Below are 22,056 nucleotides of genomic sequence, written 5' to 3' on the forward strand. Positions count from 1 at the left end.
GCGGTCAGGCGCTCTTGATCGCCGAGATGTCGAAGTTCAGCTTGATCTTGTCGGAGACCAGGAAGCCGCCGGTCTCCAGCGCCGCGTTCCAGGTCAGGCCCCACTCCGAGCGCTTGATCTCGGTCTTGCCCTCGAAACCGACGCGCTCGTTGCCGAACGGGTCCTTGGCGGCGCCGTTGAACTCCAGGTCGATGGTGATCGGCTTGGTGACACCGAGGACGGAGAGATCGCCGGTGATCCGGTAGTCGTCGTCACCGACGGCCTCGGCCCTGGTGGAGCGGAAGGTCATCGTCGGGAACTCGTCGATCTTGAAGAAGTCCGAGCTCTTCAGGTGGCCGTCACGGTCGGGGTTGCCCGTGTCCACGCTCTCCATCTTCACGTCGATGGCCGCCGTGGACTTGGCCGGGTCGTCGCCGTCGAGGTGCAGCGTGCCGGTGAAGTCGAGGAACTTCCCCTTGACGTTGGTCACCATGGCGTGCCGGGCGGTGAAGCCGATGGTGGTGTGGGCGGGGTCGAGGGTGTACTCGCCGGTCACTGCGCTGAGGTCGGTCATGGCGTGCTCCCTGGGGAAAGGCGGCCGGAGCCGTGCGGTCGAATCGATTGAACCAGTCGAACCGGTCACATCGGCCGGAACGGTGTGGTCGAGGGAATCGGTTGAATCTTCAATGATTCCTGCGGTGCTGACCCTAGACCCATTCGGTTCAAGTTTCAACATCGAGGGTGGCGTGTTGCGCATCCTTGTCTTCTGCTTGCCTGTGCGTGCCTTGTTGCGTGCTCGGCGGGTGTTCGCTGTCTGCTGGAAGCGTGCCGCACAAACCGCCTCCGAACGCCCCACATCACTCCGGCGACGGCATGCCGCCGACCGGAATGCGGGTCGGCACTCGGGTGACCCCTTTGTTCGACCCCCACAAGGCCCACGCCGTCTGAGCAGTCGGAACGCCTGCATAGCGGTGAGGTTCTGTTCAGTGGTACCAGGAAAACGGGCCGGAGACTGTACGGAGTCGACGGCTCGCTTTCCTTGGCGGAGTTCGTAAGGTCGCTACATGACCGTTTTGGAAGAGACGACGGGTGAGCCCACCGGCGAGCCGACGGACGCGCGCGGGCGCGTCGCCGAGCTGCACGAGATCCGTGCGCAGGCGGTCGCCGGGCCGAGCGAGAAGGCGACCGCGGCACAGCACGCCAAGGGCAAGCTGACCGCCCGGGAGCGCATCGAGCTGCTGCTGGACGCCGGGTCCTTCCAGGAGGTCGAGCAACTGCGCCGGCACCGGGCGTCCGGCTTCGGCCTGGAGGCGAAGAAGCCGTACACGGACGGTGTGATCACCGGCTGGGGCACGGTCGAGGGCCGTACGGTCTTCGTGTACGCGCACGACTTCCGGATCTTCGGCGGCGCGCTGGGCGAGGCCCACGCCACCAAGATCCACAAGATCATGGACATGGCCATCGCGGCCGGTGCCCCGCTGGTCTCCCTCAACGACGGCGCGGGCGCCCGTATCCAGGAGGGCGTGAGCGCGCTCGCCGGCTACGGCGGCATCTTCCAGCGCAACACCAAGGCGTCCGGCGTCATCCCGCAGATCTCGGTGATGCTCGGCCCGTGCGCGGGCGGCGCGGCCTACAGCCCCGCCCTCACCGACTTCGTGTTCATGGTCCGCGAGACCTCGCAGATGTTCATCACCGGCCCGGACGTCGTCAAGGCGGTCACCGGCGAGGAGATCACCCAGAACGGCCTGGGCGGCGCCGACGTGCACGCCGAGACCTCCGGCGTCTGCCACTTCGCGTACGACGACGAGGAGACCTGCATCGCCGAGGTGCGCTACCTCCTGTCGCTGCTGCCGCAGAACAACCGCGAGAACCCGCCCCGGGTCGAGGCCACCGACCCCGTGGAGCGCCGCGGCGAGGTGCTGCTGGACCTGGTCCCGGCCGACGGCAACCGGCCCTACGACATGGCGAAGGTGATCGAGGAGATCGTCGACGACGGCGACTTCCTGGAGGTCCACGAGCGCTGGGCGCGGAACATCATCTGCGCCCTGGGCCGGATCGACGGACGGGCCGTCGGCATCGTCGCCAACCAGCCGCAGGTCCTCGCGGGCGTCCTGGACATCGAGGCGTCGGAAAAAGCTGCGCGCTTTGTGCAGATGTGTGACGCTTTCAATGTTCCGATCATCACGTTCCTTGATGTCCCCGGCTTTCTCCCGGGGGTTGACCAGGAGCACGGCGGAATCATCCGCCACGGAGCGAAGTTGCTGTACGCGTACTGCAACGCCACCGTGCCGAGGATCTCCCTGATCCTGCGCAAGGCGTACGGAGGTGCGTACATCGTCATGGACAGCCAGTCCATCGGCGCCGACCTCACCTACGCCTGGCCGACCAACGAGATCGCCGTGATGGGCGCCGAAGGTGCCGCCAACGTCATCTTCCGCCGGCAGATCGCCGGTGCCGAGGACCCCGAGGCCATGCGGGCCCGCATGGTCAAGGAGTACAAGTCCGAGCTGATGCACCCGTATTACGCGGCCGAGCGCGGTCTGGTCGACGACGTCATCGACCCCGCCGAGACCCGTGAGGTGCTGGCCAGGTCCCTGGCGATGCTGCACAACAAGCACGCCGACCTGCCGTCCCGCAAGCACGGCAATCCCCCGCAGTAACCCAGCGGACCCCCCGCGGCAACCCCGCGGACCCCTCTCCCACGGAGACTGAAGCCATGAACTCCCCTGACATCCGCGTCGAGAAGGGCCATGCCGAGCCCGAGGAGGTCGCCGCCATCACGGCGATCCTGCTGGCCCGTGCCGCCGTCCACTCCGCCACCCCGGCGGCGCCGGCCCACAACGGCCCCGCCCGCGCGCCCTGGCGCCGCCTGGAGCGCGAGCCCGGCTTCCGAGCCCCCCACAGCTGGCGCTGACCCACCCCGCCCAACGCAAGGGCCCCTCTCCACCAGGAGAGGGGCCCTTGCGTTTTTGCCCTTTGTCCTTGGTTTCCAGGGGCGCGGGGAACTGCGCGACCAGCCACGAACTACCCGCACCCGGCACACAACCGGGCGCGGCACCCCATCGGCCGAATCACACCTACCTCAGCCGAGCCATCAACGCATGCTCGACCAACGTGATGAGCGTCGACTTCGCGTCGGCCCGATGCCGCGCATCCGTGATGATGATCGGCGTATCCGGCCCGATCTGAAGAGCCTCCCGCACCTCGTCCGGCGAGTACGGCTGATTCCCGTCGAACCCGTTCAGGGCGATGACGAAAGGCAGCCCGCTGTTCTCGAAGTAGTCGACAGCCGGGAAGCAGTCGGCGAGCCTCCGGGTGTCGACCAGCACGACCGCACCGATCGCGCCGCGCACGAGGTCGTCCCACATGAACCAGAAACGGTCCTGTCCGGGCGTACCGAACAGATACAGGATCAGATCCTGGTCGAGCGTGATCCGGCCGAAGTCCATGGCCACGGTCGTCGTGGTCTTGTCCCCGGTGTGGGTGAGATCGTCGATGCCCGCCGACGCGGACGTCATGACGGCCTCGGTGCGCAGCGGGTTGATCTCCGAGACGGCGCCGACGAACGTGGTCTTGCCCACGCCGAAGCCGCCCGCCACCACGATCTTCGCGGAGGTGGTGGAGCGACTTTGAGCAACCGGCCCTCCGCTAGAGCTTGCGAAGTCCACTGAGCACCCTTTCGAGCAGTGTCACGTCTGGCTGGCCGCCGGCGTTCTCGTCGCCGCCGGGCTGATGGATGGCTACCAGTCCCGCCTCCGCCAAGTCGGCGACGAGGATCCTGGCCACGCCGAGGGGGATCGAGAGCAGTGCCGAGACCTCGGCCACCGACTTGATCTCCCGGCACAGGTTGCAGATCCGCTGATGCTCGGGCAACTGCCCGTGCAACTGGTGCGGAGCCGCGGTGGTGTGCACCAGCGCCTCGATGGCGAGCTGGTACCGCGGCCTGGTGCGACCGCCCGTCATGGCGTACGGGCGCACCAGGGGGTTGTTCATCGACCCGGCGGGCGCCGGCTCAGGGTGACGGCGCTGCGGCTGTACGGGCTGGATGCGTGGGGCACCCGGCTGGCCGTACGGCGAGTGACCTGGTCCCTGGGGTGCGTACGGCTGCCGGTGGCTGGGGGTGGAGGGGAAGTTGTACGGGTTCGCGGAACCGTCGCCATGCCCCTGGCCGGGGCCGTACGACCAATTGCCCGAGGACGAACCGCCTGGGGATGTTGCCACTTTCTCCTCCTCCGACTGTGCCTCTGTGCCGGGGCACCCATCGCTGTGGAGCCGCGTCCCGAAACCTTACGGCCACGGGACCCGAAAACGCACCGTCTGTCTGTTAGTTGAGCAGGCTCCCCTGGAGTTCCGCCCGGAGATCCGGCGTCAGCACCGTGCCCGCCCGGTCGACCAGGAGCGCCATCTCGTATCCGATGAGACCGATGTCCGCCTCCGGGTGGGCCAGCACCGCGAGCGAGGACCCGTCGGAGATGGACATGATGAAGAGAAAGCCCCGCTCCATCTCCACGACCGTCTGATTCACGCTGCCGCCCTCGAAGATGCGCGAGGCACCGGCGGTCAGCGAGGTCAGACCGGAGGCGACGGCCGCGAGCTGGTCGGCACGGTCGCGGGGAAAGCCTTCGGACATCGCCAGAAGGAGTCCGTCGGCGGAGACCACCACCGTGTGCGACACCCCGGGGGTGTTGTCCACGAAGTTGGTGATCAACCAGTTCAGGTTCTGTGCCGCCTGGCTCATCGGGCTCACACTAACGCTCCTGGTTGTAGGTGCTGTCAGGACCACCGTGCTGCTCGCTGGTGGCCTGGCCGTTCTTGTCACTTCCTGCACTGCGTCCCCGCTGGACCCCCCGGCGCAGGTTGCTCAACCTGCCCCGGACGTCCTCGGGGGCGCGGGAGACCTGTGCGCCGCCCTGCGGGGTGGTCTCCGCGGCACCCTCGACCAGATTGGCCTTGGGCACCCGCCGCGGCAGGCCGGAGGAGGTGACCCCACCCGCCTTGGGCTTGCGGAGCTGCGCGGCCTGCTGCCAGCGCTCGTCGTTCGCCGAGCGCCAGCTGTCCTGGGCCGTGCCGTTCGCCGCGGGAGCCGCCGCTTCCCGGTTCCTTGACCGACCCGCGCCCGCGCCGCTCGCGGTGGAGCCGCGGCGCGGAAGTCCGGCGTCGGTCAGCTCATGCCCGGCGGAGGGGAGCGGTCCCGGACGCTCGAAGCCTACGCTTTCCCGTTCGGCCGCGTCAGCGACCTGCGTGGATTCCGCTTCCGGAGCGTACTGGTCCGGATAGCCGTTCCGGTAGCCGTTCGGCTGGGACCAGTCGCTCTGATAGGGCTGCTCCTCCTGGTAGGGCCGTTCTTCCTGGGCGTAGGGCTGCTCCTGCTGGGCGGGGTAGCCGTTCTGCCCGGTGGACCGCGGCTCGCTCTGCGGCTGCTCCGCGTAGGCGGTGTCCGGGTAGCCGCCGGGCGCCGGGTAGCCCTCGCTCCGCGGCAGGTCGCCGTTCGGCGCGAAGTACTGCTCGTCGTACGCAGGCTGCTGCGGTACGAAGGTGTCCTGCTGTCCGGCGTGGTCGAGCTGCCCGTTGCCGTTGCCGGCGTAGCCGGCGGCCGTGGTGCTGTACCCCGGGGTGCCGGTGCCGTTTGCGTTGTCGTAGGACTGCGGCTGCTGCGCCCCGAACTCGTCGTACGCCGGAGTCTCCGGTACGGGCTGCTGGGACTGTGTCTCCAGAGCCGCGCGGCGCTCGTCGCCCATCAGCGGGCGGCCCGCCGGGTCGACGTCGCTCGGATCGTCGGGGGCCTCGGTGTAACGGCTGTCGTCGAAGCCGAGGTCGGCGGCGGTGAGCTGCGGTTGCGGCTGCGCCTGCGGCAGGCCGAAGCTCTCGCCGCCCGGGAAGCCCTGCTCCGGGAAGCCCTGCCCCGGGAGGCCCTGACCTGGAAGGCTCTGACCGGGAAGGCCCTGGCCCGGGAGGCTCTGCCCAGGGAAGCCCTGCTCCGGGAAGCCCTGACCGGCGAAGCTCGGTTCCGGCGCGTTCCCTTCCGGCGCGTTCTGTTCCGTGGACCTCTGCTGCGGGAAGTTCTGCGCGGGGACGATCTGCGAGACCGTGAATTCCTCGCGCCCCAGCGGGACTTCGCCGCCACCGCCGTGCGTGATGGCGTCCGGGAGCATGACCAGCGAGGTGGTGCCCGCCTGCTCACCGGAGGGGCGCAGCTGGACCCGGATGCCGTGCCGGTCGGAGAGCCGGCCGACCACGAACAGGCCCATGCGCTGCGAGATCGCGGCGTCCACGGTCGGCGGGTTGGCCAGCTTGTGGTTGATGTCCGCGAAGTCCTCGGCGGTCAGGCCGATGCCCTTGTCATGGATCTCGATCATCACGCGGCCGTCGGGCAGCCGGGTCGCGGTGACCCGGACCTTGGTCTGCGGGGAGGAGAACGTGGTGGCGTTCTCCAGCAGCTCGGCCAGCAGATGCACCAGGTCGGTCACGGCCCGGCCGTGGATCTCGGCCTCGGGGACGCCCTGGAGCTCGATGCGCTCGTACTGCTCCACCTCGGAGGAGGCGGCGCGCAGCACGTCCACCAGCGGGACCGGCTGGTCCCAGCGGCGGCCGGGCTCCTCGCCCGCGAGGACCAGGAGGTTCTCGCCGTTGCGGCGCATCCGGGTGGCCAGGTGGTCCAGCCGGAAGAGGTTCTCCAGCTGGTCCGGGTCGGCCTCGTTGTTCTCCAGGTCGGTGATCAGGGTCAGCTGGCCCTCGATGAGCGACTGGTTGCGGCGCGAGAGGTTGGTGAAGATCGCGTTGATGTTGCCCCGCAGCAGGGCCTGCTCGGCGGCCAGCCGGACCGCCTCGCGGTGCACCTGGTCGAACGCGCGGGCGACCTCGCCGATCTCGTCGGTCGAGGTGATCGGGATCGGCGCGACCCGGGTGTCCACCCGGCCGGGGTCGGTGCGCGAGAGCTGGTCGACCAGCATCGGCAGCCGCTGCTCGGCGATGCCGAACGCGGCGTTGCGCAGCCGGCGCATGGAGCGGCTCATCTGGCGGGCCACCATGCCGGCCAGGATGAACGCGGCGAGCAGCGCGACAACGACGACGGCGCCGGTGATGAAGGTGTCCCGTCGCGCGTTGTCGGCCACGGTCGCGGCCTCGGTGACCGCCTTGTCGACGAGTTCCTTCTCGATCTCGTCGTAGCCCTCGAACTTGGCGGTGGCCACGCCCATCCAGGTGGTGGCGGTGACCCCGCGCTCGTCCAGCGCGTCGGCGTCCAGACCGCCCGCGATGCCCTGGAGCATGGTGTCCGCGAGCGGCATCGGGGTGTAGAGCCCGCCCTGCGTGGACGTCCCGGCGTCGACGGCCTCTCCCTGGTCGCCGACCTCCTCGCGCTTCTCGGCCATGACGGCGTTCAGCCGCTCGACGTCCACGTCGTCGGCACCGGAGACGAACTCGTTGACCGCGATGCCTTCGAGATAGCGGTAGGAGGCGAGGGAGACCCGCTGCTGGGCGGCGACGGTCTCCTGCTCGGCCGGGCGCACCAGCAGATGCACGCCGATCGCGCGCTCCAGCGAGGCGGCGGCCTTCGCGAGCGAGATGGCGTACACATTGCGGCCGTACACGGTGACGTTCCCGGTGCCGAGGCCGAGTTCGTTGGCGAACTCCATCAACGAGTGCTGGACCGCGACGTAGCCCTCTTCGGTGGCCGTCGGGTCCATGGCGGGGGTGTAGGCACGCTCCCGCAGATCGGAGAGCTTGGTCTCGTTGGAGCGGAACAGCTCCATCCGGCGGTCGAGGCGGGCGGTGCTCGGCAGATCCTGGGCGACCTGGTCGAAGTTCTGCTTGGCGGCGTCGGTGTCCGCGCGGAGTTTCTTGACCGCGTCCGTCTCACCCTTGCCGGTGAGCAGATCGGCGGCGGACAGATCGCGCTCGTTGAGCAGGGCCTGGCCGTACTCGTCGGCGGCGCGGACCAGGAGCGCCACCTTGTGCGCGTCCTCGGCCTCCTGCCAGGTGCCGATCGAGTTGTTGACCTGGAAACCGCCCATGACGAGCCCGACCAGCACGGGTATGAGCAGGATCGCGTTCAGTCGGGTGGGCACCCGCCAGTTGCGCGGCGAGAGGCGACCGCCGGTCCGTGCGGGTGTGGCCGTCGCGGCCGGGCCGGACACCGCGCCCGGCGCCGCTCCGCGCGGCGGCGGGGTGAAGTTGCCCCGGGCCGGCGGCTCGGGGCCTTTGTCGCTTCGCCTCACTCGACCAACAACCTCTCGGCGGTCGGCACCGTTGTCGTGCCGCAGTGTCTCAGAGCCCGTTCGCCATCGACGGGGAGTACGTCATTGACCCATGGGCAGTTCAGGCATTCCAGCACGTCATCCAGGACTCCACCAAACATGGGGAACCCTGGATTCCAGGTGATGTAAGTCCTAGATAAAACGGTCATAAAGAGCGAGCCCCGTCAAAAGACGGGGCTGTCGTGCGCACAGTGACACCGCTCGGCGACGACGCGTTGCCGTACCACCCGATTCCTCTGCCGAAACGTTATGAACACCGGAGCCGACCGTGTCAAAGGCCACAGCCGGCTCCGAAATGTCTACGACAACTGCCCTATGCGCCTGCGGACTTGAGGACTACCTCAGCCGCGCCATCAGGGCGTGTTCCACCAGCGTGATCAGCGCGGACTTCGCGTCGGTCCGATGCCGCGCGTCCGTGATGATGATCGGGGTGTCCGGCCCGATCTGCAAGGCTTCCCGCACTTCATCGGGGCTGTAGGGCTGCTGTCCGTCGAATCCGTTGAGCGCCACCACGAACGGCAGCCCGCTGTTCTCGAAGTAGTCGACAGCCGGGAAGCAGTCGGCGAGCCTCCGGGTGTCGACCAGCACGACCGCACCGATCGCGCCGCGCACGAGGTCGTCCCACATGAACCAGAAACGGTCCTGTCCGGGCGTACCGAACAGGTAGAGGATCAGATCCTGGTCCAGGGTGATCCGGCCGAAGTCCATGGCGACCGTGGTGGTCGTCTTGTCCCCGGTGTGGGTGAGGTCGTCGATGCCCGCTGACGCGGACGTCATGACGGCCTCGGTGCGCAGCGGGTTGATCTCCGAGACGGCGCCGACGAACGTGGTCTTGCCCACGCCGAAGCCGCCCGCCACCACGATCTTCGCGGAGGTGGTGGAGCGGCCCGGTGCCGCCGGCCCGGCACTAGAGCTTGCGAAGTCCACTGAGCACCCTTTCGAGCAGTGTCACATCGGGCGCACCGGTGGTCTCGTCGCCGCCCGGCTGATGAATGGCGACCAGCCCGGCCTCGGCGAGGTCGGCGACCAGGATCCGGGCGACGCCCAGCGGCATGGTGAGCAGCGCCGAGACCTCGGCCACCGACTTCACCTCACGGCACAGATGGCAGATGCGCTGGTGCTCCGGAAGGAGCCCCATGAGCGCCGCCGGGTCGGCCGTGGTGCTGATCAGCGCCTCGATGGCGAGCTGGTAGCGCGGCCGGGTCCGGCCGCCGGTCATGGCGTACGGACGTACCAGCGGCTCGTCACCCTCGTCCCCGTACGCCTCTGTGTACGGATCGTGAGGAGCGGTGGGCGGGGTCATGAATCCTCCGGGCGGGACAGCATGTGGGTCAGTCGTGCTATCTGACGAGGCCGGTGGGGGGAGTGCGGCGGCCGGATGTCGATGTGTGAGACGGGTGGATCCAGAGCCGGTCAGTGCAGCAGACTTCCTTGCAGTTCGGCACGGAGGTCGGGGGTGAGGACGGCACCCGCGCGGTCGACCAGGAGCGTCATCTCGTAGCCGACCAGGCCGATGTCGCACTCCGGGTGCGCGAGCACGGCGAGGGACGAGCCGTCCGAGACGGACATGAGGAAGAGGAAACCCCGCTCCATCTCCACCACGGTCTGCGCGACACTGCCGCCCTCGAAGATCCGGGACGCGCCGGCCGTCAGCGAGGTGAGTCCCGACGCGACCGCCGCCAGCTGATCCGCGCGGTCGCGCGGAAAGCCCTCCGACATCGCCAGGAGGAGGCCGTCGGCGGACACGACGACGGTGTGGGACACCCCGGGGGTGTTGTCCACGAAGTTGGTGATCAACCAGTTCAGGTTCTGTGCCGCCTGGCTCATCGGGCTCAACTAACGCTCCTGCTGGTGAGTGGGGCTCGGGAAGCTGCCCGTCTGACCGGTGGTGCCACCGGCCTGACGGCCCTGCGCGATGCCCCTACGGAGGTTGGTCAGCCGGCCGCGCACGTCCTGGGGGGCGCGCGAGACCTGCGGACCGCTCTGCTGCGGCTGCTGCTGAGCCATGCCCGGGACCAGGTTGGCCCGGGGCACCCGGCGTGGGAGGCCGGACGTCGTCACACCGCCCGCGGCGGGCTGCCGCACCCGCTCGGCACGGCGGACCAGCTCGTCATTGGGCGAACTGCGCCAGGAGCCGCTGGCGGCGGGACGCTGCGGGGGAGCGGCCGACGGCTCCTGCGGGGCGGGGGCGCCACCACCGTCACCGGCGGCACGCTGCTCCTGCTGGCCGCGGAACCAGTCCGTCTCCAGCGTGTCGAACAGCGGCGTCCGCCCGTCACCGGGCCCGCTGGCCGGGGGCAGCGCCTCCGGCTCACGCACCGGCCGCTGCGGGATCTGCGGGCGCTCGAACTGACCGGTGTGCGGGGGGCTCTGCGGTCCGGCCTGCTGTCCGTTCGGCCGGCCGCGGTGCTGGCCCGGCATGGCGTGCCGGCCCGTGTCCTCGCGGCCCGGCGCCGGGAACTGCCCGGTGGAGCCGTTGTCGTAGCCCTGCGGTACCGGCGTCTGACCGGTGGAGCCGCCGTCGTACCCCTGCTCCCTCGCGAACTGCCCGGTGGAGCCGTTGTCGAAGCCCTGCGGTACCGGCGTCCGACCCGTGGAGCCGCTGTCGTACCCCTGCGGCACCGGCGTCTGGCCGTCGTGGTTCGGTGGCGCCGGGGCCTGTCCGGGCGCACCGAAGACATCGGAGCGGACGAACGGCCCGCTCCCCGGACGCCCGCCACCCGCACCCGGCTGGGCGAACGGGTCGGCCTCGCGCGGGGCGCTCCCGCCCGGCCGCGGGAACTGGCCGGTGTCCTGCGGGTCGCTCCCACCGGGCCCCGGGAACTGCCCGGTGTCCTGCGGGGCATTCGTGCCGGGCCGCGGGAAGCGGCCCGTGTCCTGCGGGGCGTTGGCACCGGGCGCGGCGAACCGGCTCGCGTCCGGACCCGGGTACTGCCCGGTCGGCTGCGGTGTCCCCGCCTCGACGCGCGGCATCTCGGTGGTCGCGCCGGGACCCTGCCGGTCGTCCACCCGGGGCATCCGCGAGGTGCGCGCGCTGTCCGGCTCGTCATGGCCGCGCGGGGCGTCCAGCGAGGCCGGTGACAACGGGGGCTGCGCGTTCTCGTCGCTCCAGCTGGGCCGCTGCGCCGGGTTGCCGCCCGGCAGCTCGGCCCGCGGCCCGCCACGCGGCGGCAACTGCGGCTGACGCCCACGCGGCGCCTGACCGTCCGCCCCACCGCGCTGCGGCGGTACGGGACCCCGCCCGCCGCCGAACATGTCCTGGCCCGGCGCGCCCGTACCGGCCGCCTGAAGTCCCTGCGGGGCACCCGGCGGCTGACCGCCGAAACCGGCACCCGCCCCGGCGGGCTGCGGCCGGCCCTGCGGCCCCCGCGCGCCACCCGGACCACCCGGCGCGGCGGATCCGCCCGGACGGCCGCCCGGGTCGCCGGGCAGCGCGGCGCGCGGCCCCTGACCAGGAGCGAGCCGGCCCGCGGTCGCGCCCGCACCGGCGCCCACGGCCCCCTGCCGACGGGCCGAGGCCACCCCGGCGGCGGCCTGCGCGGCGGCCGGACCACCCACAGCGCCCGGACCACCGGCACCGCCGGGACCACCCGGGGCCCCGGCCTGACCGGGCTTGCCCTGCGGCCTCTTGCCGCCCTGGGCGACATCGACGGGCAGCATGACCAGCGCGGTCGTACCACCGGAGTCGGACGGGCGCAGCTGGATGCGGATGCCGTGGCGCTGGGACAGCCGGCCGACCACGAACAGACCCATGCGGCGGGAGACGGAGACATCCACGGTGGGCGGCGAGGCGAGCCGCTCGTTGATCGCCGCGAGGTCCTCGGGGGACAGGCCGATACCGGTGTCGTGGATCTCGATCAGCACCCGCCCGTCGGGCAGCGCGTGACCGGTGACCTTGACCTTGGTCTGCGGGGAGGAGAACGAGGTGGCGTTCTCCAGCAGCTCGGCGAGCAGGTGCACGAGGTCGTTGACGACCCGCCCGGCCACCTCGGTGGTGGGCACGGACGACAGCTCGATCCGCTCGTACTGCTCCACCTCGGACGCGGCGGCACGCAGCACGTCGACCAGCGGCACCGGGCGGGTCCAGCGCCGCCCCGGCTCCTCACCGGCCAGGACGAGGAGGTTCTCGCCGTTACGGCGCATACGGGTGGCGAGGTGGTCCAGCTTGAACAGCGAGGCCAGCTGGTCCGGGTCCGCCTCGCGCGACTCCAGCTCGGAGATCAGCGACAGCTGCCGCTGGATCAGACCCTGGGAGCGGCGCGAGAGGTTGGTGAACATCGCGTTGACGTTGCCCCGCAGCAAGGCCTGCTCGGCCGCCAGCCGGACCGCCTCGCGGTGCACGTCGTCGAAGGCCGCGGCGACCTGGCCGATCTCGTCACGCGAGTGCACACCGACCGACTCCACGGACGTGTCGACGTCCTGCGGGTCGGCCTCGGAGAGCTGCTTGACCAGCTCGGGCAGCCGGTCCTGGGCCACCTTGGTGGCGGTTTCCTGGAGCCGGCGCAGCGAGCGGATCATGGACCGGGCGACGACGAACGCGCCGACCAGCGAGACACCGAGGACGAGCAGGATCAGCGCACCGGAGATGTACGCCTCACGCTCGGAGTCGCTGCGCAGCGTACGGGCGGTCTGCTCCAGGTCCTCCAGCAGCCGCCGCTCGATGTTGCGCATCTGCTGGATCTTGGTGGAGCTGTCGTCCACCCAGTCCTGGTAAGAGCGGTTGGGCCGATTGGCGAGGCCGTCGGCGCTGCTCAGGGCGCGGGAGGCGTAGGTGTCGGTCGCCTGGATGATCGCGTTGCCCTCTTCGATGGGCTGGAGCAGTTCGGCGGCCGACTCGTCGCCGTAGATGCTGCGGAAGCTGCTCAGCTCCGAGGACTCGCTCTCCAGCGCGGACTCGGCGTAGAGCCGGTCGTTCTCGGAGAGGTCACCGGCGGTGGTCTTGTTCGCGGGCAGGGCCGCCGCGATCACCGCGCGCTGGATGGAGGCGTACTCCTTGGCCGAGGAGAAGGCCGCGAGGGTACGGGTGCGTGCGATCATCTCCGGGTTGCTGGTGGCCTCGGCCATGTCCTGGGAGAGGTCCAGCAGATGGCTGATCAGCCGGTGGTAGGCGTCGACCGTCTGGGTCGAGTTGTCGTCCGCCTCGTACGCGGTGTTGCGGATCCGGGCGAGGGTGCCGAGTTCGCCGACCAGGCCGACCAGGGTGTCGCGGACGCCTTCGAGGTTGCCGTCGCGGGCGGAGGCGTCGATGTCCTCCGAGGCGTTCACGAAGTTCTCGACGGCCCGGTCGGTCTTGTCCTGGAGGCCCTTGACGGTGATCGCGCTGGAGGTCGAGCCGTTCGCCAGCGGGCCGGCGGACTTGTCGCGCTCCTCCTGGAGCGCGGTGGCCAGCTCCGTGGCCTGCTTGGTCATGTCCGTCAGCAGCTTCATGTTGTCGAGCTGCTGGATGTCTTCCATCGACTGGTCGATGCGCAGGGCGCCGAGGGTGGTGGCGGCGACCACGGGGAGGGTCAGCAGGGCCACCAGGCGGGTGGAGATGCGCCAGTTGCGCAGCGCTATTCGCGGGCCGGGGCCGGACGCCGCCTTGGGGGGCTTCACCGGCGGGGCGGATGCGGCGGGCGGCGTCGCGGTCGCGCGTCCGGGGCGTTCACCACCGTCCGCGGCGGGCGCGGTCCGGCCTGGGTTCTGGGCGTGCTGGGGCGAGGAACTGACGGCCATCGGGCCAGTCCCGCCATGCGGCTCCGGCTCCGCCGAAGCGCTGCCATCCCTCTTGAAACGTCCCTGCACTAGCGTCGCAACCTCTGGACCAGGCGCCCTTCCGGGTGAGCGGACGGACGGTGTCGGCGTGGTCGGGAACGCCCTGAATACGTCCCCGCGTGGTCGTGAGTGACCGGCGCTGGCTTCCCTCTCATCTCGCCGCCACTCGGCGCGCGTTCCGCGCCCCCTGCGCGCCGGCTCGATCCTGCGGCGGTCCGTGGAATTCCAGCACAGTGCCGCATCTCCAACAAGGCCAGTTGGTCAGGCTGTGACATCTGTGACTGCATGTGAGGGGCAGGTCACCGGGCGTGGGGCAACGTATCCCATATACCGGGCATACCCGAGCGAGTCGCCCACGTGCTCCGAGTGTCCCAGTCGCCATGATCAGGAGCGGAATGCTCGGTTCGGTAGGTCAATGTCCGATTCATTACTGTGCGGTAGCAGGTGGGAATGCGTGGTTTTGGGGTTGACATCGTGAGCAAACTCACATGTCGATCAGGAGGTCTTCGCTCCGTCGAAGGGGAATCGGATGTTTAGCCTGACGGTTTACACGAGGTGACACTCTGACAACCCGGCGTACCCGAGGCGGCCCCGGCGGCCTTGGGCCGCCCGAAGACGACAAGGTCCCGGTACAACGGTGAAGACGACGATGATGTTCCGCCCGATAGCCAATCCGCGGCGCACGACGCTGGTGCACCTGGAGGACACCGACGCCTTGCAGCCCCCGGAGCAGGAGCACCCCGTGGACCTCCCCACCCAGACCGCCAACCCCCGCCGCACGATCCTCATGGAGGCCCCGCCCTCCAGGACCCCGGCGAGCTGAACACACCCGAAGGGCCGCCCCTGTTCCCGGGGCGGCCCTCGTGCTTCCCCCGGGCACGTCCCCTCCCGTTCACCTCGGCCGCCTCGTCGCGCGAAGCCCGCCCCCCGTACCGGGATAGCCTGGGGTGTCAGACTTCGGACAGGTCAGGTGAGGGGCGCGAGGATCCCGTGCGTATCGCAAGGTTTTCCATCGACGGGAATGTCGCCTTCGGCGCGGTCGAGGGCGATCGGCCCGACCAGCTCGTCCTGGACATCATCAAGGGCATCCCGTTCGCGGACCACGAGCTGTCCGGTACGAAGGTCCCGCTGAACAAGGTGCGGCTGCTGCCGCCGGTGCTGCCCAGCAAGGTCATCGCCTTCGGGCGCAACTACGCCGAGCACGCGCGGGAACTCGGCAACGAGGTGCCCGACGAGCCGTTCGCCTTCCTCAAGCCGTCCACCTCCGTCATCGGCTCCGGCGACGACATCCAGTACCCCTCCTTCTCCCAGGAGGTGCACTACGAGGCCGAGCTGGCCGTCGTGATCGGCCGGCTGTGCCGGGAGGTCCCGCGCGAACGCGTCCAGGACGTCATCCTCGGCTACACCTGCGCCAACGACGTCACCGCCCGGGACGTGCAGAAGCGCGAGAAGCAGTGGGCGCGGGCGAAGGGCTTCGACACCGCCTGCCCGCTCGGCCCCTGGGTCGAGACCGGCCTCGACCTCGCCACCGCGTCCGATCTGACCCTCCAGCTCACGGTCAACGGCGCCCAGCGCCAGCTCGGCCGCACCAGCGAGATGATCCACTCCATCGAGGATCTGATCGTCAACATCACCGAGGCCATGACGCTGCTGCCCGGCGACGTCATCCTCACCGGCACCCCCGCTGGGGTCGGCCCGCTCAACGTCGGCGACGAGGTCGCCGTCAGCATCGAAGGCATCGGCACTCTCACCAACAAGGTTGTCAAGCGTGGCTAGCGCACCCGCCCCCGTACGCGTCCGTTTCTGCCCCTCACCCACCGGAAACCCCCATGTGGGCCTGGTGCGCACCGCCCTGTTCAACTGGGCGTTCGCCCGGCACCACCAGGGCACGCTGGTCTTCCGCATCGAGGACACCGACGCCGCCCGCGACTCCGAGGAGTCCTACGCCCAGCTGCTCGACGCGATGCGCTGGCTCGGCTTCGACTGGGACGAGGGCCCCGAGGTCGGCGGCCCGCACGCGCCCTACCGCCAGTCGCAGCGCATGGACATCTACGCCGACGTCGCCCAGAAGCTGCTCGACGCCGGCCACGCCTACCGCTGCTACTGCTCCCAGGAGGAGCTGGACTCCCGCCGCGACGCCGCCCGCGCCGCGGGCAGGCCGTCCGGCTACGACGGCCACTGCCGCGACCTCACCACCGCCCAGATCGAGGAGTACGAGGCCCAGGGCCGCACCCCGATCGTCCGCTTCCGTATGCCGGACGAGACGATCACCTTCACCGACCTGGTCCGCGGCGAACTGACCTTCACCCCGGAGAACGTCCCGGACTACGGGATCGTACGAGCCAATGGCGCTCCCCTCTACACGCTCGTGAACCCGGTCGACGACGCCCTCATGGAGATCACCCACGTCCTGCGCGGCGAGGACCTACTCTCCTCCACCCCACGCCAGATCGCCCTGTACAAGGCGCTGATCGAGCTGGGCATCGCCAAGGGCATCCCCGCCTTCGGCCACCTGCCGTACGTCATGGGCGAGGGCAACAAGAAGCTCTCCAAGCGCGACCCCCAGTCCTCCCTCAACCTCTACCGCGAGCGCGGCTTCCTGCCCGAGGGACTGCTCAACTACCTCTCCCTGCTGGGCTGGTCGTTCTCCGCCGACCGGGACGTCTTCTCCACCGAGGAGATGGTCGCCGCCTTCGACATCGCCGACGTGAACCCCAACCCGGCCCGCTTCGACCTCAAGAAGTGCGAGGCGATCAACGCCGACCACATCCGCCTGCTGGATGTGAAGGACTTCACCGAGCGCTGCGCCCCCTGGCTGCGGGCCCCCTTCGCCCCCTGGTCCCCCCAGGACTTCGACGAGTCCCGCTGGCAGGCCATCGCCCCGCACGCCCAGACCCGCCTCAAGGTCCTCTCCGAGATCACCGACAACGTCGACTTCCTCTTCCTGCCCGAGCCGGTCCTCGACGAGGCGAGCTGGACCAAGGCGATGAAGGACGGCTCGGACGCGTTGCTGCGCACGGCCCGCGAGAAGCTGGACGCCGCCGACTGGACCTCCGCCGAGTCCCTCAAGGAAGCCGTCCTGGCCGCCGGCGAGGCCCACGGCCTCAAGCTCGGCAAGGCCCAGGCCCCGGTCCGCGTCGCGGTCACCGGCCGCACGGTCGGCCTCCCGCTCTTCGAGTCCCTGGAGGTCCTGGGCCGGGAGAAGACCCTGTCCCGGATCGACACGGCCCTGGCCAGGCTCGCCGGCTAGCACCCGCAGCCCACGAGGGGCGGCACCCGGCGACGGGCGCCGCCCCTTCGCCGTTCGGGCCCCGGCCCCGGCCCCCGCGCGTTACCGTCGGATCATGAGCATCCGAGCCGTGGTCTGGGACGTGGACGACACCCTCTTCGACTACACCACCGCGGACCGGGCCGGCATGGCGAACCACCTGGCGGCCGAGGGACTGCTCGACGCCTACGGCGGTGCCGAGGCGGCACTCGTCCACTGGCGCGAGATCACCGACCGCCAGTGGGCCCGGTTCTCCGCCGGGGAGACGACCTTCGAGGAGCAGCGGCGCGACCGGGTACGGGTGTTCCTGGCACGCGACCTCACCGACACCGAGGCGGAGACCTGGTTCGCCCGCTATCTCGCCCACTACGAGGCCGCCTGGGCCCTCTTCCCCGATGTGCTGCCCGTCCTCGACGCCCTCGCCGCCAGCCACCGCCACGCGGTGCTCTCCAACTCCAGCCTCCACGTCCAGGACCACAAGCTGCGCGTCCTGGGCGTGCGCGACCGCTTCGAGGCCGTGCTGTGCGCCGCCGACCTGGGCGTCTCCAAACCCGAGTCCGCCGCGTTCTTCGCGGCCTGCGAGGCCCTCGCCCTGCCGCCGCACGAGGTCGCCTACGTCGGCGACCACCCGGAGATCGACGGACGCGGCGCGTTCGAGGCCGGGTTGCTGTCGGTGTGGATCGACCGGGCCGGAGCGCACCACACCGGCGAGGTGCCCACGGGCGGCCATCGGATCGCCTCGCTCGCCGAACTCCCCGCGCTGCTCGGCGCGGATACCCGTTTTGGAGCCCCGTCCACCTTCGGGTAATGTTCTTCCTGCGCCGCCGGGGAGCGGGCCGAGAGGCCGGACCCAGCGGGGCGAACTAGAACAAGATCCCCGCAAGGGCTTGCGTTCCAGTGGCCTATGGTGTAATTGGCAGCACGACTGATTCTGGTTCAGTTAGTCTTGGTTCGAGTCCAGGTAGGCCAGCTCGCAGAGCTCATCTGCAACCCGCGGATCAGATCCGCACAAGCCCCCGTTGTGTAGCGGCCTAGCACGCTGCCCTCTCACGGCAGTAGCGCCGGTTCGAATCCGGTCGGGGGTACAGATCCTTCCCGCGATGACAGCAGGGTCGCTCCCGCTGATGTCGATGCAGGATCGCTAGGGCCCCCGTTGTGTAGCGGCCTAGCACGCCGCCCTCTCAAGGCGGTAGCGCCGGTTCGAATCCGGTCGGGGGTACAAACTGGTCTAAACCACTTTGGTCTATGGTGTAATTGGCAGCACGACTGATTCTGGTTCAGTTAGTCTTGGTTCGAGTCCAGGTAGACCAGCTCGGATCTGCGGAAACGTATGATCCTCGCCCCCGTTGTGTAGCGGCCTAGCACGCTGCCCTCTCACGGCAGTAGCGCCGGTTCGAATCCGGTCGGGGGTACGGGACGATGGCTCTTCGCCTCAGCGGGTGCGCTGAGGTGGGGGGCCGTTTTCGTGTGTGCGGGTGGGGTGCGTGGCCGTCGTAACGCCGAGTGGTGGGTGAGTTCGGGTGTGCTGGCGGGTGCGGGTGGTGGGGGGTTCTCGCGCAGCTCCCCGCGCCCCTGAGGGGGGCCGGGGTGTCGTTTCCCGGATGCGAGGCGGCGTTTTTCGCGCCCGACGGGTGTGATCCCTGCCGTGGGGAAAAGGGGCCGCGGCGTTGAGGCCCCTTCTCGTCCTCCCGGGGGTCAGCCGGTGCGGCGCAGGGCCTCGGAGAGGCGCCCTGCCGCGTCGATCACCGCTTGGGCGTGCATACGGCCCGGGTGGCGGGTGAGACGCTCGATCGGGCCCGAGACGGAGACAGCGGCCACCACGCGGTTGGACGGGCCGCGAACCGGCGCGGACACCGAGGCGACGCCGGGCTCGCGCTCGCCGATCGACTGGGCCCAGCCCCGGCGGCGTACGCCCGACAGGGCCGTGGCCGTGAAGCGGGCGCCCTGGAGGCCGCGGTGCAGGCGCTCCGGCTCCTCCCAGGCCATGAGGATCTGGGCAGAGGAGCCCGCCTTCATCGTGAGCGTCGAGCCGACCGGCACCGTGTCCCGCAGTCCGGACAGCCGCTCCGCGGCGGCGACGCAGATCCGCATGTCGCCCTGGCGGCGATAGAGCTGGGCGCTCTCGCCCGTGACATCCCGCAGATGCGTGAGGACCGGGCCGGCCGTGGCGAGCAGCCGGTCCTCGCCCGCCGCCGCCGCCAGCTCGGCCAGACGCGGGCCCAGGATGAAACGGCCCTGCATGTCGCGCGCCACCATGCGGTGGTGTTCCAGGGCCACGGCCAGGCGGTGAGCCGTGGGTCGAGCCAGTCCGGTGGCCGTGACCAGACCCGCGAGGGTGGCCGGACCGGACTCCAGAGCACTCAGGACGAGGGCCGCCTTGTCCAGAACGCCGACGCCGCTACTGTTGTCCATGCAACGATATTCGCGTCTCACTCTGTGAAACGCAAGTTCAATTTTTCGTGGAACGCGCCACTCTGGATATCACGAAGGCATAGCGGCCCGCGGACTCAAGGGGCCTGGTGACGGGCGCCCGGACCGAGGGGGAGGGCGCGCCGCCGCCTCCATGATCTCTAGTTGGGTCGGCGCGGAGTGCGTCGATCGGAGGGAAAGCGATGGGTAGGACACTCGCGGAAAAGGTCTGGGACGACCATGTCGTCCGGCGCGCGGAGGGCGAGCCCGACCTTCTCTACATCGATCTGCACCTGCTGCACGAGGTGACCAGCCCGCAGGCGTTCGACGGCCTCCGCAAGAGCGGGCGCCGGGTGCGCCGGCTCGACCTGACCATCGCCACCGAGGATCACAACACCCCCACCCTCGACATCGACAAGCCCATCGCGGACCCGGTCTCCCGCGTCCAGCTGGAGACGCTGCGCAAGAACTGCGCCGACTTCGGGGTGCGGCTGCACCCGCTCGGCGATGTCGAGCAGGGCGTCGTCCATGTGGTCGGCCCGCAGCTCGGGCTGACCCAGCCCGGCACCACCGTGGTCTGCGGCGACTCGCACACCTCTACGCACGGCGCCTTCGGCGCGCTGGCGTTCGGCATCGGCACCTCGCAGGTCGAGCATGTGCTGGCCACCCAGACGCTGCCGCTGGCCCGCCCGAAGACCATGGCGATCACGGTCAGGGGCGAGCTGCCCGACGGGGTCACCGCCAAGGACCTGATCCTGGCGATCATCGCGAGGATCGGCACCGGCGGCGGCCAGGGCTACATCCTGGAGTACCGGGGCGAGGCCATCGAGAAGCTCTCGATGGAGGCCCGGATGACCATCTGCAACATGTCCATCGAGGCCGGCGCCCGCGCGGGCATGATCGCCCCCGACGAGACCACCTTCGCCTACCTCAAGGGCCGCGCCCACGCCCCCGAGGGCGCCGACTGGGACGCCGCCGTCGAGTACTGGAAGACGCTGCGCACGGACGACGACGCCGAGTTCGACGCCGAGGTGGTCATCGAGGCCGCCGAGCTGTCGCCGTTCGTCACCTGGGGCACCAACCCCGGGCAGGGCGCCCCGCTTTCGGCCGAGGTCCCCGACCCGGCTTCGTACGAAGACGCCTCGGAGCGGTTCGCCGCCGAAAAGGCCCTGGAGTACATGGGGTTGGCGGCCGGACAGCCGCTGCGCTCCATCAACGTGGACACCGTCTTCGTAGGTTCCTGCACCAACGGGCGGATCGAGGATCTGCGCGCCGCCGCCGAGATCCTCAAGGACCGCAAAGTCGCCGACGGGGTACGGATGCTGGTCGTGCCGGGCTCCGCGCGGGTCGGGCTCCAGGCCGTCTCCGAGGGGCTGGACACGGTCTTCAAGGACGCCGGCGCCGAATGGCGGCACGCGGGCTGCTCGATGTGCCTGGGCATGAACCCGGACCAGCTGGCCCCGGGCGAGCGCTCCGCTTCCACGTCCAACCGCAACTTCGAGGGGCGGCAGGGCAAGGGCGGCCGTACGCATCTGGTGTCTCCGCAGGTCGCCGCCGCGACCGCCGTGCTGGGGCACCTGGCCTCCCCGGCCGACCTGACCGACGACCGCACGCCCGCTGGAGTCTGAACCGCCATGGAAGCATTCACCACCCACACCGGCCGGGTCGTCCCGCTGCGCCGCAGCAATGTGGACACCGACCAGATCATCCCTGCTCACTGGCTCAAGAAGGTGACCAGGGACGGGTTCGAGGACGGGCTGTTCGAGGCCTGGCGCAAGGACCCGGCCTTCGTGCTCAACCAGCCCGAGCGGGAGGGGGCGACCGTGCTGGTCGCCGGACCCGACTTCGGCACCGGTTCCTCCCGTGAGCACGCCGTCTGGGCGCTCCAGAACTACGGCTTCAAGGCCGTGATCTCGTCGCGTTTCGCCGATATCTTCCGCGGTAACTCACTCAAGAACGGCCTGCTCACGGTCGTTCTGGAGCAGAAGATCGTGGACGCGCTGCTGGAGCAGGCCGAGCGCGACCCGCAGGCCGAGGTGACCGTCGACCTTGAGGCCCGCGAGGTGCGCGCCGAGGGCATCACCGCCTCCTTCGAGCTGGACGAGAACTCCCGCTGGCGGCTGCTCAACGGCCTGGACGACATCTCCATCACCCTCCAGAACGAGGCGGACATCGCCACGTACGAGACGGGGCGGCCCGAGCACAAGCCGCGCACGCTCACCCTGTGAGCCGGGCGGGTCCCCCGGGGCCCGCTCGAAGGTCGAGTTTCGGCCACCCAACCTCCCGGGGGGGTGGCCCGCCCCGCCGCCGGCGCGGGGGGGGGGCGGGGAGATAGACACCGCGCGCGCGGGGCGGGGGGGGGGGGGGCGGAGCGCGCGCGCGCCCCGCGCG

Annotated in this window: 18 protein-coding genes and 5 tRNA genes; 13 read left to right on the forward strand and 10 right to left on the reverse strand. The window is 70.2% G+C overall.

Annotated elements, in window-relative coordinates:
- Positions 1–4: 4 nt before the first annotated feature.
- On the reverse strand, positions 5–553 hold the full coding sequence (locus tag ACFXAZ_RS20775) for a YceI family protein (RefSeq protein WP_384593072.1): 549 nt from the start codon (positions 551–553) through the stop codon (positions 5–7).
- A 490-nt stretch (positions 554–1,043) separates the two neighbouring features.
- On the opposite strand from ACFXAZ_RS20775, the gene ACFXAZ_RS20780 reads away from it, so the two are divergent.
- Positions 1,044–2,639, forward strand: coding sequence for an acyl-CoA carboxylase subunit beta (locus ACFXAZ_RS20780; protein WP_384593075.1), 1,596 nt, complete (start codon positions 1,044–1,046; stop codon positions 2,637–2,639).
- Positions 2,640–2,695: 56 nt separating this feature from the next.
- Positions 2,696–2,893, forward strand: coding sequence for an acyl-CoA carboxylase subunit epsilon (locus tag ACFXAZ_RS20785; RefSeq protein ID WP_384593078.1), 198 nt, complete (start codon positions 2,696–2,698; stop codon positions 2,891–2,893).
- A 163-nt stretch (positions 2,894–3,056) separates the two neighbouring features.
- Here ACFXAZ_RS20785 and ACFXAZ_RS20790 read toward each other — a convergent pair whose 3' ends face one another.
- From ACFXAZ_RS20790 to ACFXAZ_RS20825, 8 genes are all read right to left on the reverse strand, one after another.
- Positions 3,057–3,647, reverse strand: coding sequence for an ATP/GTP-binding protein (locus ACFXAZ_RS20790; RefSeq protein ID WP_384593081.1), 591 nt, complete (start codon positions 3,645–3,647; stop codon positions 3,057–3,059).
- On the reverse strand, positions 3,628–4,200 hold the full coding sequence (locus ACFXAZ_RS20795; RefSeq protein WP_384593084.1) for a DUF742 domain-containing protein: 573 nt from the start codon (positions 4,198–4,200) through the stop codon (positions 3,628–3,630). Before ACFXAZ_RS20795 ends, ACFXAZ_RS20790 begins: the two co-directional genes overlap by 20 nt.
- Positions 4,201–4,303: 103 nt before the next feature.
- A complete protein-coding gene (locus ACFXAZ_RS20800; RefSeq protein WP_004983065.1) occupies positions 4,304–4,717 on the reverse strand; it encodes a roadblock/LC7 domain-containing protein in 414 nt (137 codons plus the stop codon).
- Between the two features lie 10 nt (positions 4,718–4,727).
- Positions 4,728–8,195 (reverse strand): nitrate- and nitrite sensing domain-containing protein, encoded by a 3,468-nt coding sequence (locus ACFXAZ_RS20805; protein ID WP_384593087.1) that lies wholly within the window; start codon positions 8,193–8,195, stop codon positions 4,728–4,730.
- Between the two features lie 375 nt (positions 8,196–8,570).
- Positions 8,571–9,161 carry an ATP/GTP-binding protein gene (locus tag ACFXAZ_RS20810; RefSeq protein ID WP_384593090.1) on the reverse strand — a complete coding sequence of 197 codons (591 nt, stop codon included), beginning with the start codon at positions 9,159–9,161 and terminating at the stop codon, positions 8,571–8,573.
- Positions 9,142–9,537 carry a DUF742 domain-containing protein gene (locus ACFXAZ_RS20815; RefSeq protein WP_362758586.1) on the reverse strand — a complete coding sequence of 132 codons (396 nt, stop codon included), beginning with the start codon at positions 9,535–9,537 and terminating at the stop codon, positions 9,142–9,144. Before ACFXAZ_RS20815 ends, ACFXAZ_RS20810 begins: the two co-directional genes overlap by 20 nt.
- Before the next feature lie 110 nt (positions 9,538–9,647).
- Positions 9,648–10,061, reverse strand: a complete 414-nt coding sequence (locus ACFXAZ_RS20820) for a roadblock/LC7 domain-containing protein (protein ID WP_020128762.1) — start codon at positions 10,059–10,061, stop codon at positions 9,648–9,650.
- A 9-nt stretch (positions 10,062–10,070) separates the two neighbouring features.
- A complete protein-coding gene (locus tag ACFXAZ_RS20825) occupies positions 10,071–14,018 on the reverse strand; it encodes a nitrate- and nitrite sensing domain-containing protein (protein WP_384593093.1) in 3,948 nt (1,315 codons plus the stop codon).
- 607 nt (positions 14,019–14,625) lie between these two features.
- Here ACFXAZ_RS20825 and ACFXAZ_RS20830 point away from each other — a divergent pair.
- The 9 genes from ACFXAZ_RS20830 (at position 14,626) to ACFXAZ_RS20870 (ending at position 18,668) form a co-directional block, all read left to right on the forward strand.
- Complete coding sequence (locus ACFXAZ_RS20830) at positions 14,626–14,811, forward strand: hypothetical protein (RefSeq protein WP_384593096.1); 186 nt, start codon at positions 14,626–14,628, stop codon at positions 14,809–14,811.
- Positions 14,812–14,978: 167 nt separating this feature from the next.
- Complete coding sequence (locus ACFXAZ_RS20835) at positions 14,979–15,764, forward strand: fumarylacetoacetate hydrolase family protein (RefSeq protein WP_382685261.1); 786 nt, start codon at positions 14,979–14,981, stop codon at positions 15,762–15,764.
- A complete protein-coding gene (gene gltX, locus ACFXAZ_RS20840) occupies positions 15,757–17,238 on the forward strand; it encodes a glutamate--tRNA ligase (protein WP_384593099.1) in 1,482 nt (493 codons plus the stop codon). The genes ACFXAZ_RS20835 and gltX overlap by 8 nt, the downstream gene beginning before the upstream one ends.
- 94 nt (positions 17,239–17,332) lie before the next feature.
- Complete coding sequence (locus tag ACFXAZ_RS20845) at positions 17,333–18,064, forward strand: HAD family hydrolase (protein WP_384593102.1); 732 nt, start codon at positions 17,333–17,335, stop codon at positions 18,062–18,064.
- Between the two features lie 90 nt (positions 18,065–18,154).
- Positions 18,155–18,226: transfer RNA gene (locus ACFXAZ_RS20850), tRNA-Gln, on the forward strand.
- Positions 18,227–18,268: 42 nt separating this feature from the next.
- Positions 18,269–18,341: transfer RNA gene (locus ACFXAZ_RS20855), tRNA-Glu, on the forward strand.
- A 61-nt stretch (positions 18,342–18,402) separates the two neighbouring features.
- Positions 18,403–18,475: transfer RNA gene (locus ACFXAZ_RS20860), tRNA-Glu, on the forward strand.
- A 20-nt stretch (positions 18,476–18,495) separates the two neighbouring features.
- Positions 18,496–18,567: transfer RNA gene (locus tag ACFXAZ_RS20865), tRNA-Gln, on the forward strand.
- 28 nt (positions 18,568–18,595) lie between these two features.
- A tRNA-Glu gene (locus ACFXAZ_RS20870) sits at positions 18,596–18,668 on the forward strand.
- A gap of 283 nt (positions 18,669–18,951) precedes the next feature.
- Here ACFXAZ_RS20870 and ndgR read toward each other — a convergent pair.
- Complete coding sequence (ndgR, locus tag ACFXAZ_RS20875) at positions 18,952–19,668, reverse strand: IclR family transcriptional regulator NdgR (protein ID WP_355744063.1); 717 nt, start codon at positions 19,666–19,668, stop codon at positions 18,952–18,954.
- Between the two features lie 200 nt (positions 19,669–19,868).
- On the opposite strand from ndgR, the gene leuC reads away from it, so the two are divergent.
- Positions 19,869–21,293, forward strand: coding sequence for a 3-isopropylmalate dehydratase large subunit (gene leuC, locus ACFXAZ_RS20880; RefSeq protein WP_384593106.1), 1,425 nt, complete (start codon positions 19,869–19,871; stop codon positions 21,291–21,293).
- A 6-nt stretch (positions 21,294–21,299) separates the two neighbouring features.
- Positions 21,300–21,893, forward strand: coding sequence for a 3-isopropylmalate dehydratase small subunit (gene leuD, locus ACFXAZ_RS20885; protein ID WP_384593109.1), 594 nt, complete (start codon positions 21,300–21,302; stop codon positions 21,891–21,893).
- Positions 21,894–22,056: the final 163 nt, after the last annotated feature.

Origin of the sequence: Streptomyces sp. NPDC059477, from assembly GCF_042749375.1 — a bacterium.
GTDB lineage: Bacteria > Actinomycetota > Actinomycetes > Streptomycetales > Streptomycetaceae > Streptomyces.

Coding starts and splice junctions, on each gene's coding strand:
- ACFXAZ_RS20775 (WP_384593072.1), bottom strand. CDS start 553: ATGACCGACCTCAGCGCAGTGACCGGCGAGTACACCCTCGACCCCGCC.
- ACFXAZ_RS20780 (WP_384593075.1), top strand. CDS start 1,044: ATGACCGTTTTGGAAGAGACGACGGGTGAGCCCACCGGCGAGCCGACG.
- ACFXAZ_RS20785 (WP_384593078.1), top strand. CDS start 2,696: ATGAACTCCCCTGACATCCGCGTCGAGAAGGGCCATGCCGAGCCCGAG.
- ACFXAZ_RS20800 (WP_004983065.1), bottom strand. CDS start 4,717: ATGAGCCAGGCGGCACAGAACCTGAACTGGTTGATCACCAACTTCGTG.
- ACFXAZ_RS20815 (WP_362758586.1), bottom strand. CDS start 9,537: ATGACCCCGCCCACCGCTCCTCACGATCCGTACACAGAGGCGTACGGG.
- ACFXAZ_RS20820 (WP_020128762.1), bottom strand. CDS start 10,061: ATGAGCCAGGCGGCACAGAACCTGAACTGGTTGATCACCAACTTCGTG.
- ACFXAZ_RS20845 (WP_384593102.1), top strand. CDS start 17,333: ATGAGCATCCGAGCCGTGGTCTGGGACGTGGACGACACCCTCTTCGAC.
- ndgR (WP_355744063.1), bottom strand. CDS start 19,668: ATGGACAACAGTAGCGGCGTCGGCGTTCTGGACAAGGCGGCCCTCGTC.
- leuC (WP_384593106.1), top strand. CDS start 19,869: ATGGGTAGGACACTCGCGGAAAAGGTCTGGGACGACCATGTCGTCCGG.
- leuD (WP_384593109.1), top strand. CDS start 21,300: ATGGAAGCATTCACCACCCACACCGGCCGGGTCGTCCCGCTGCGCCGC.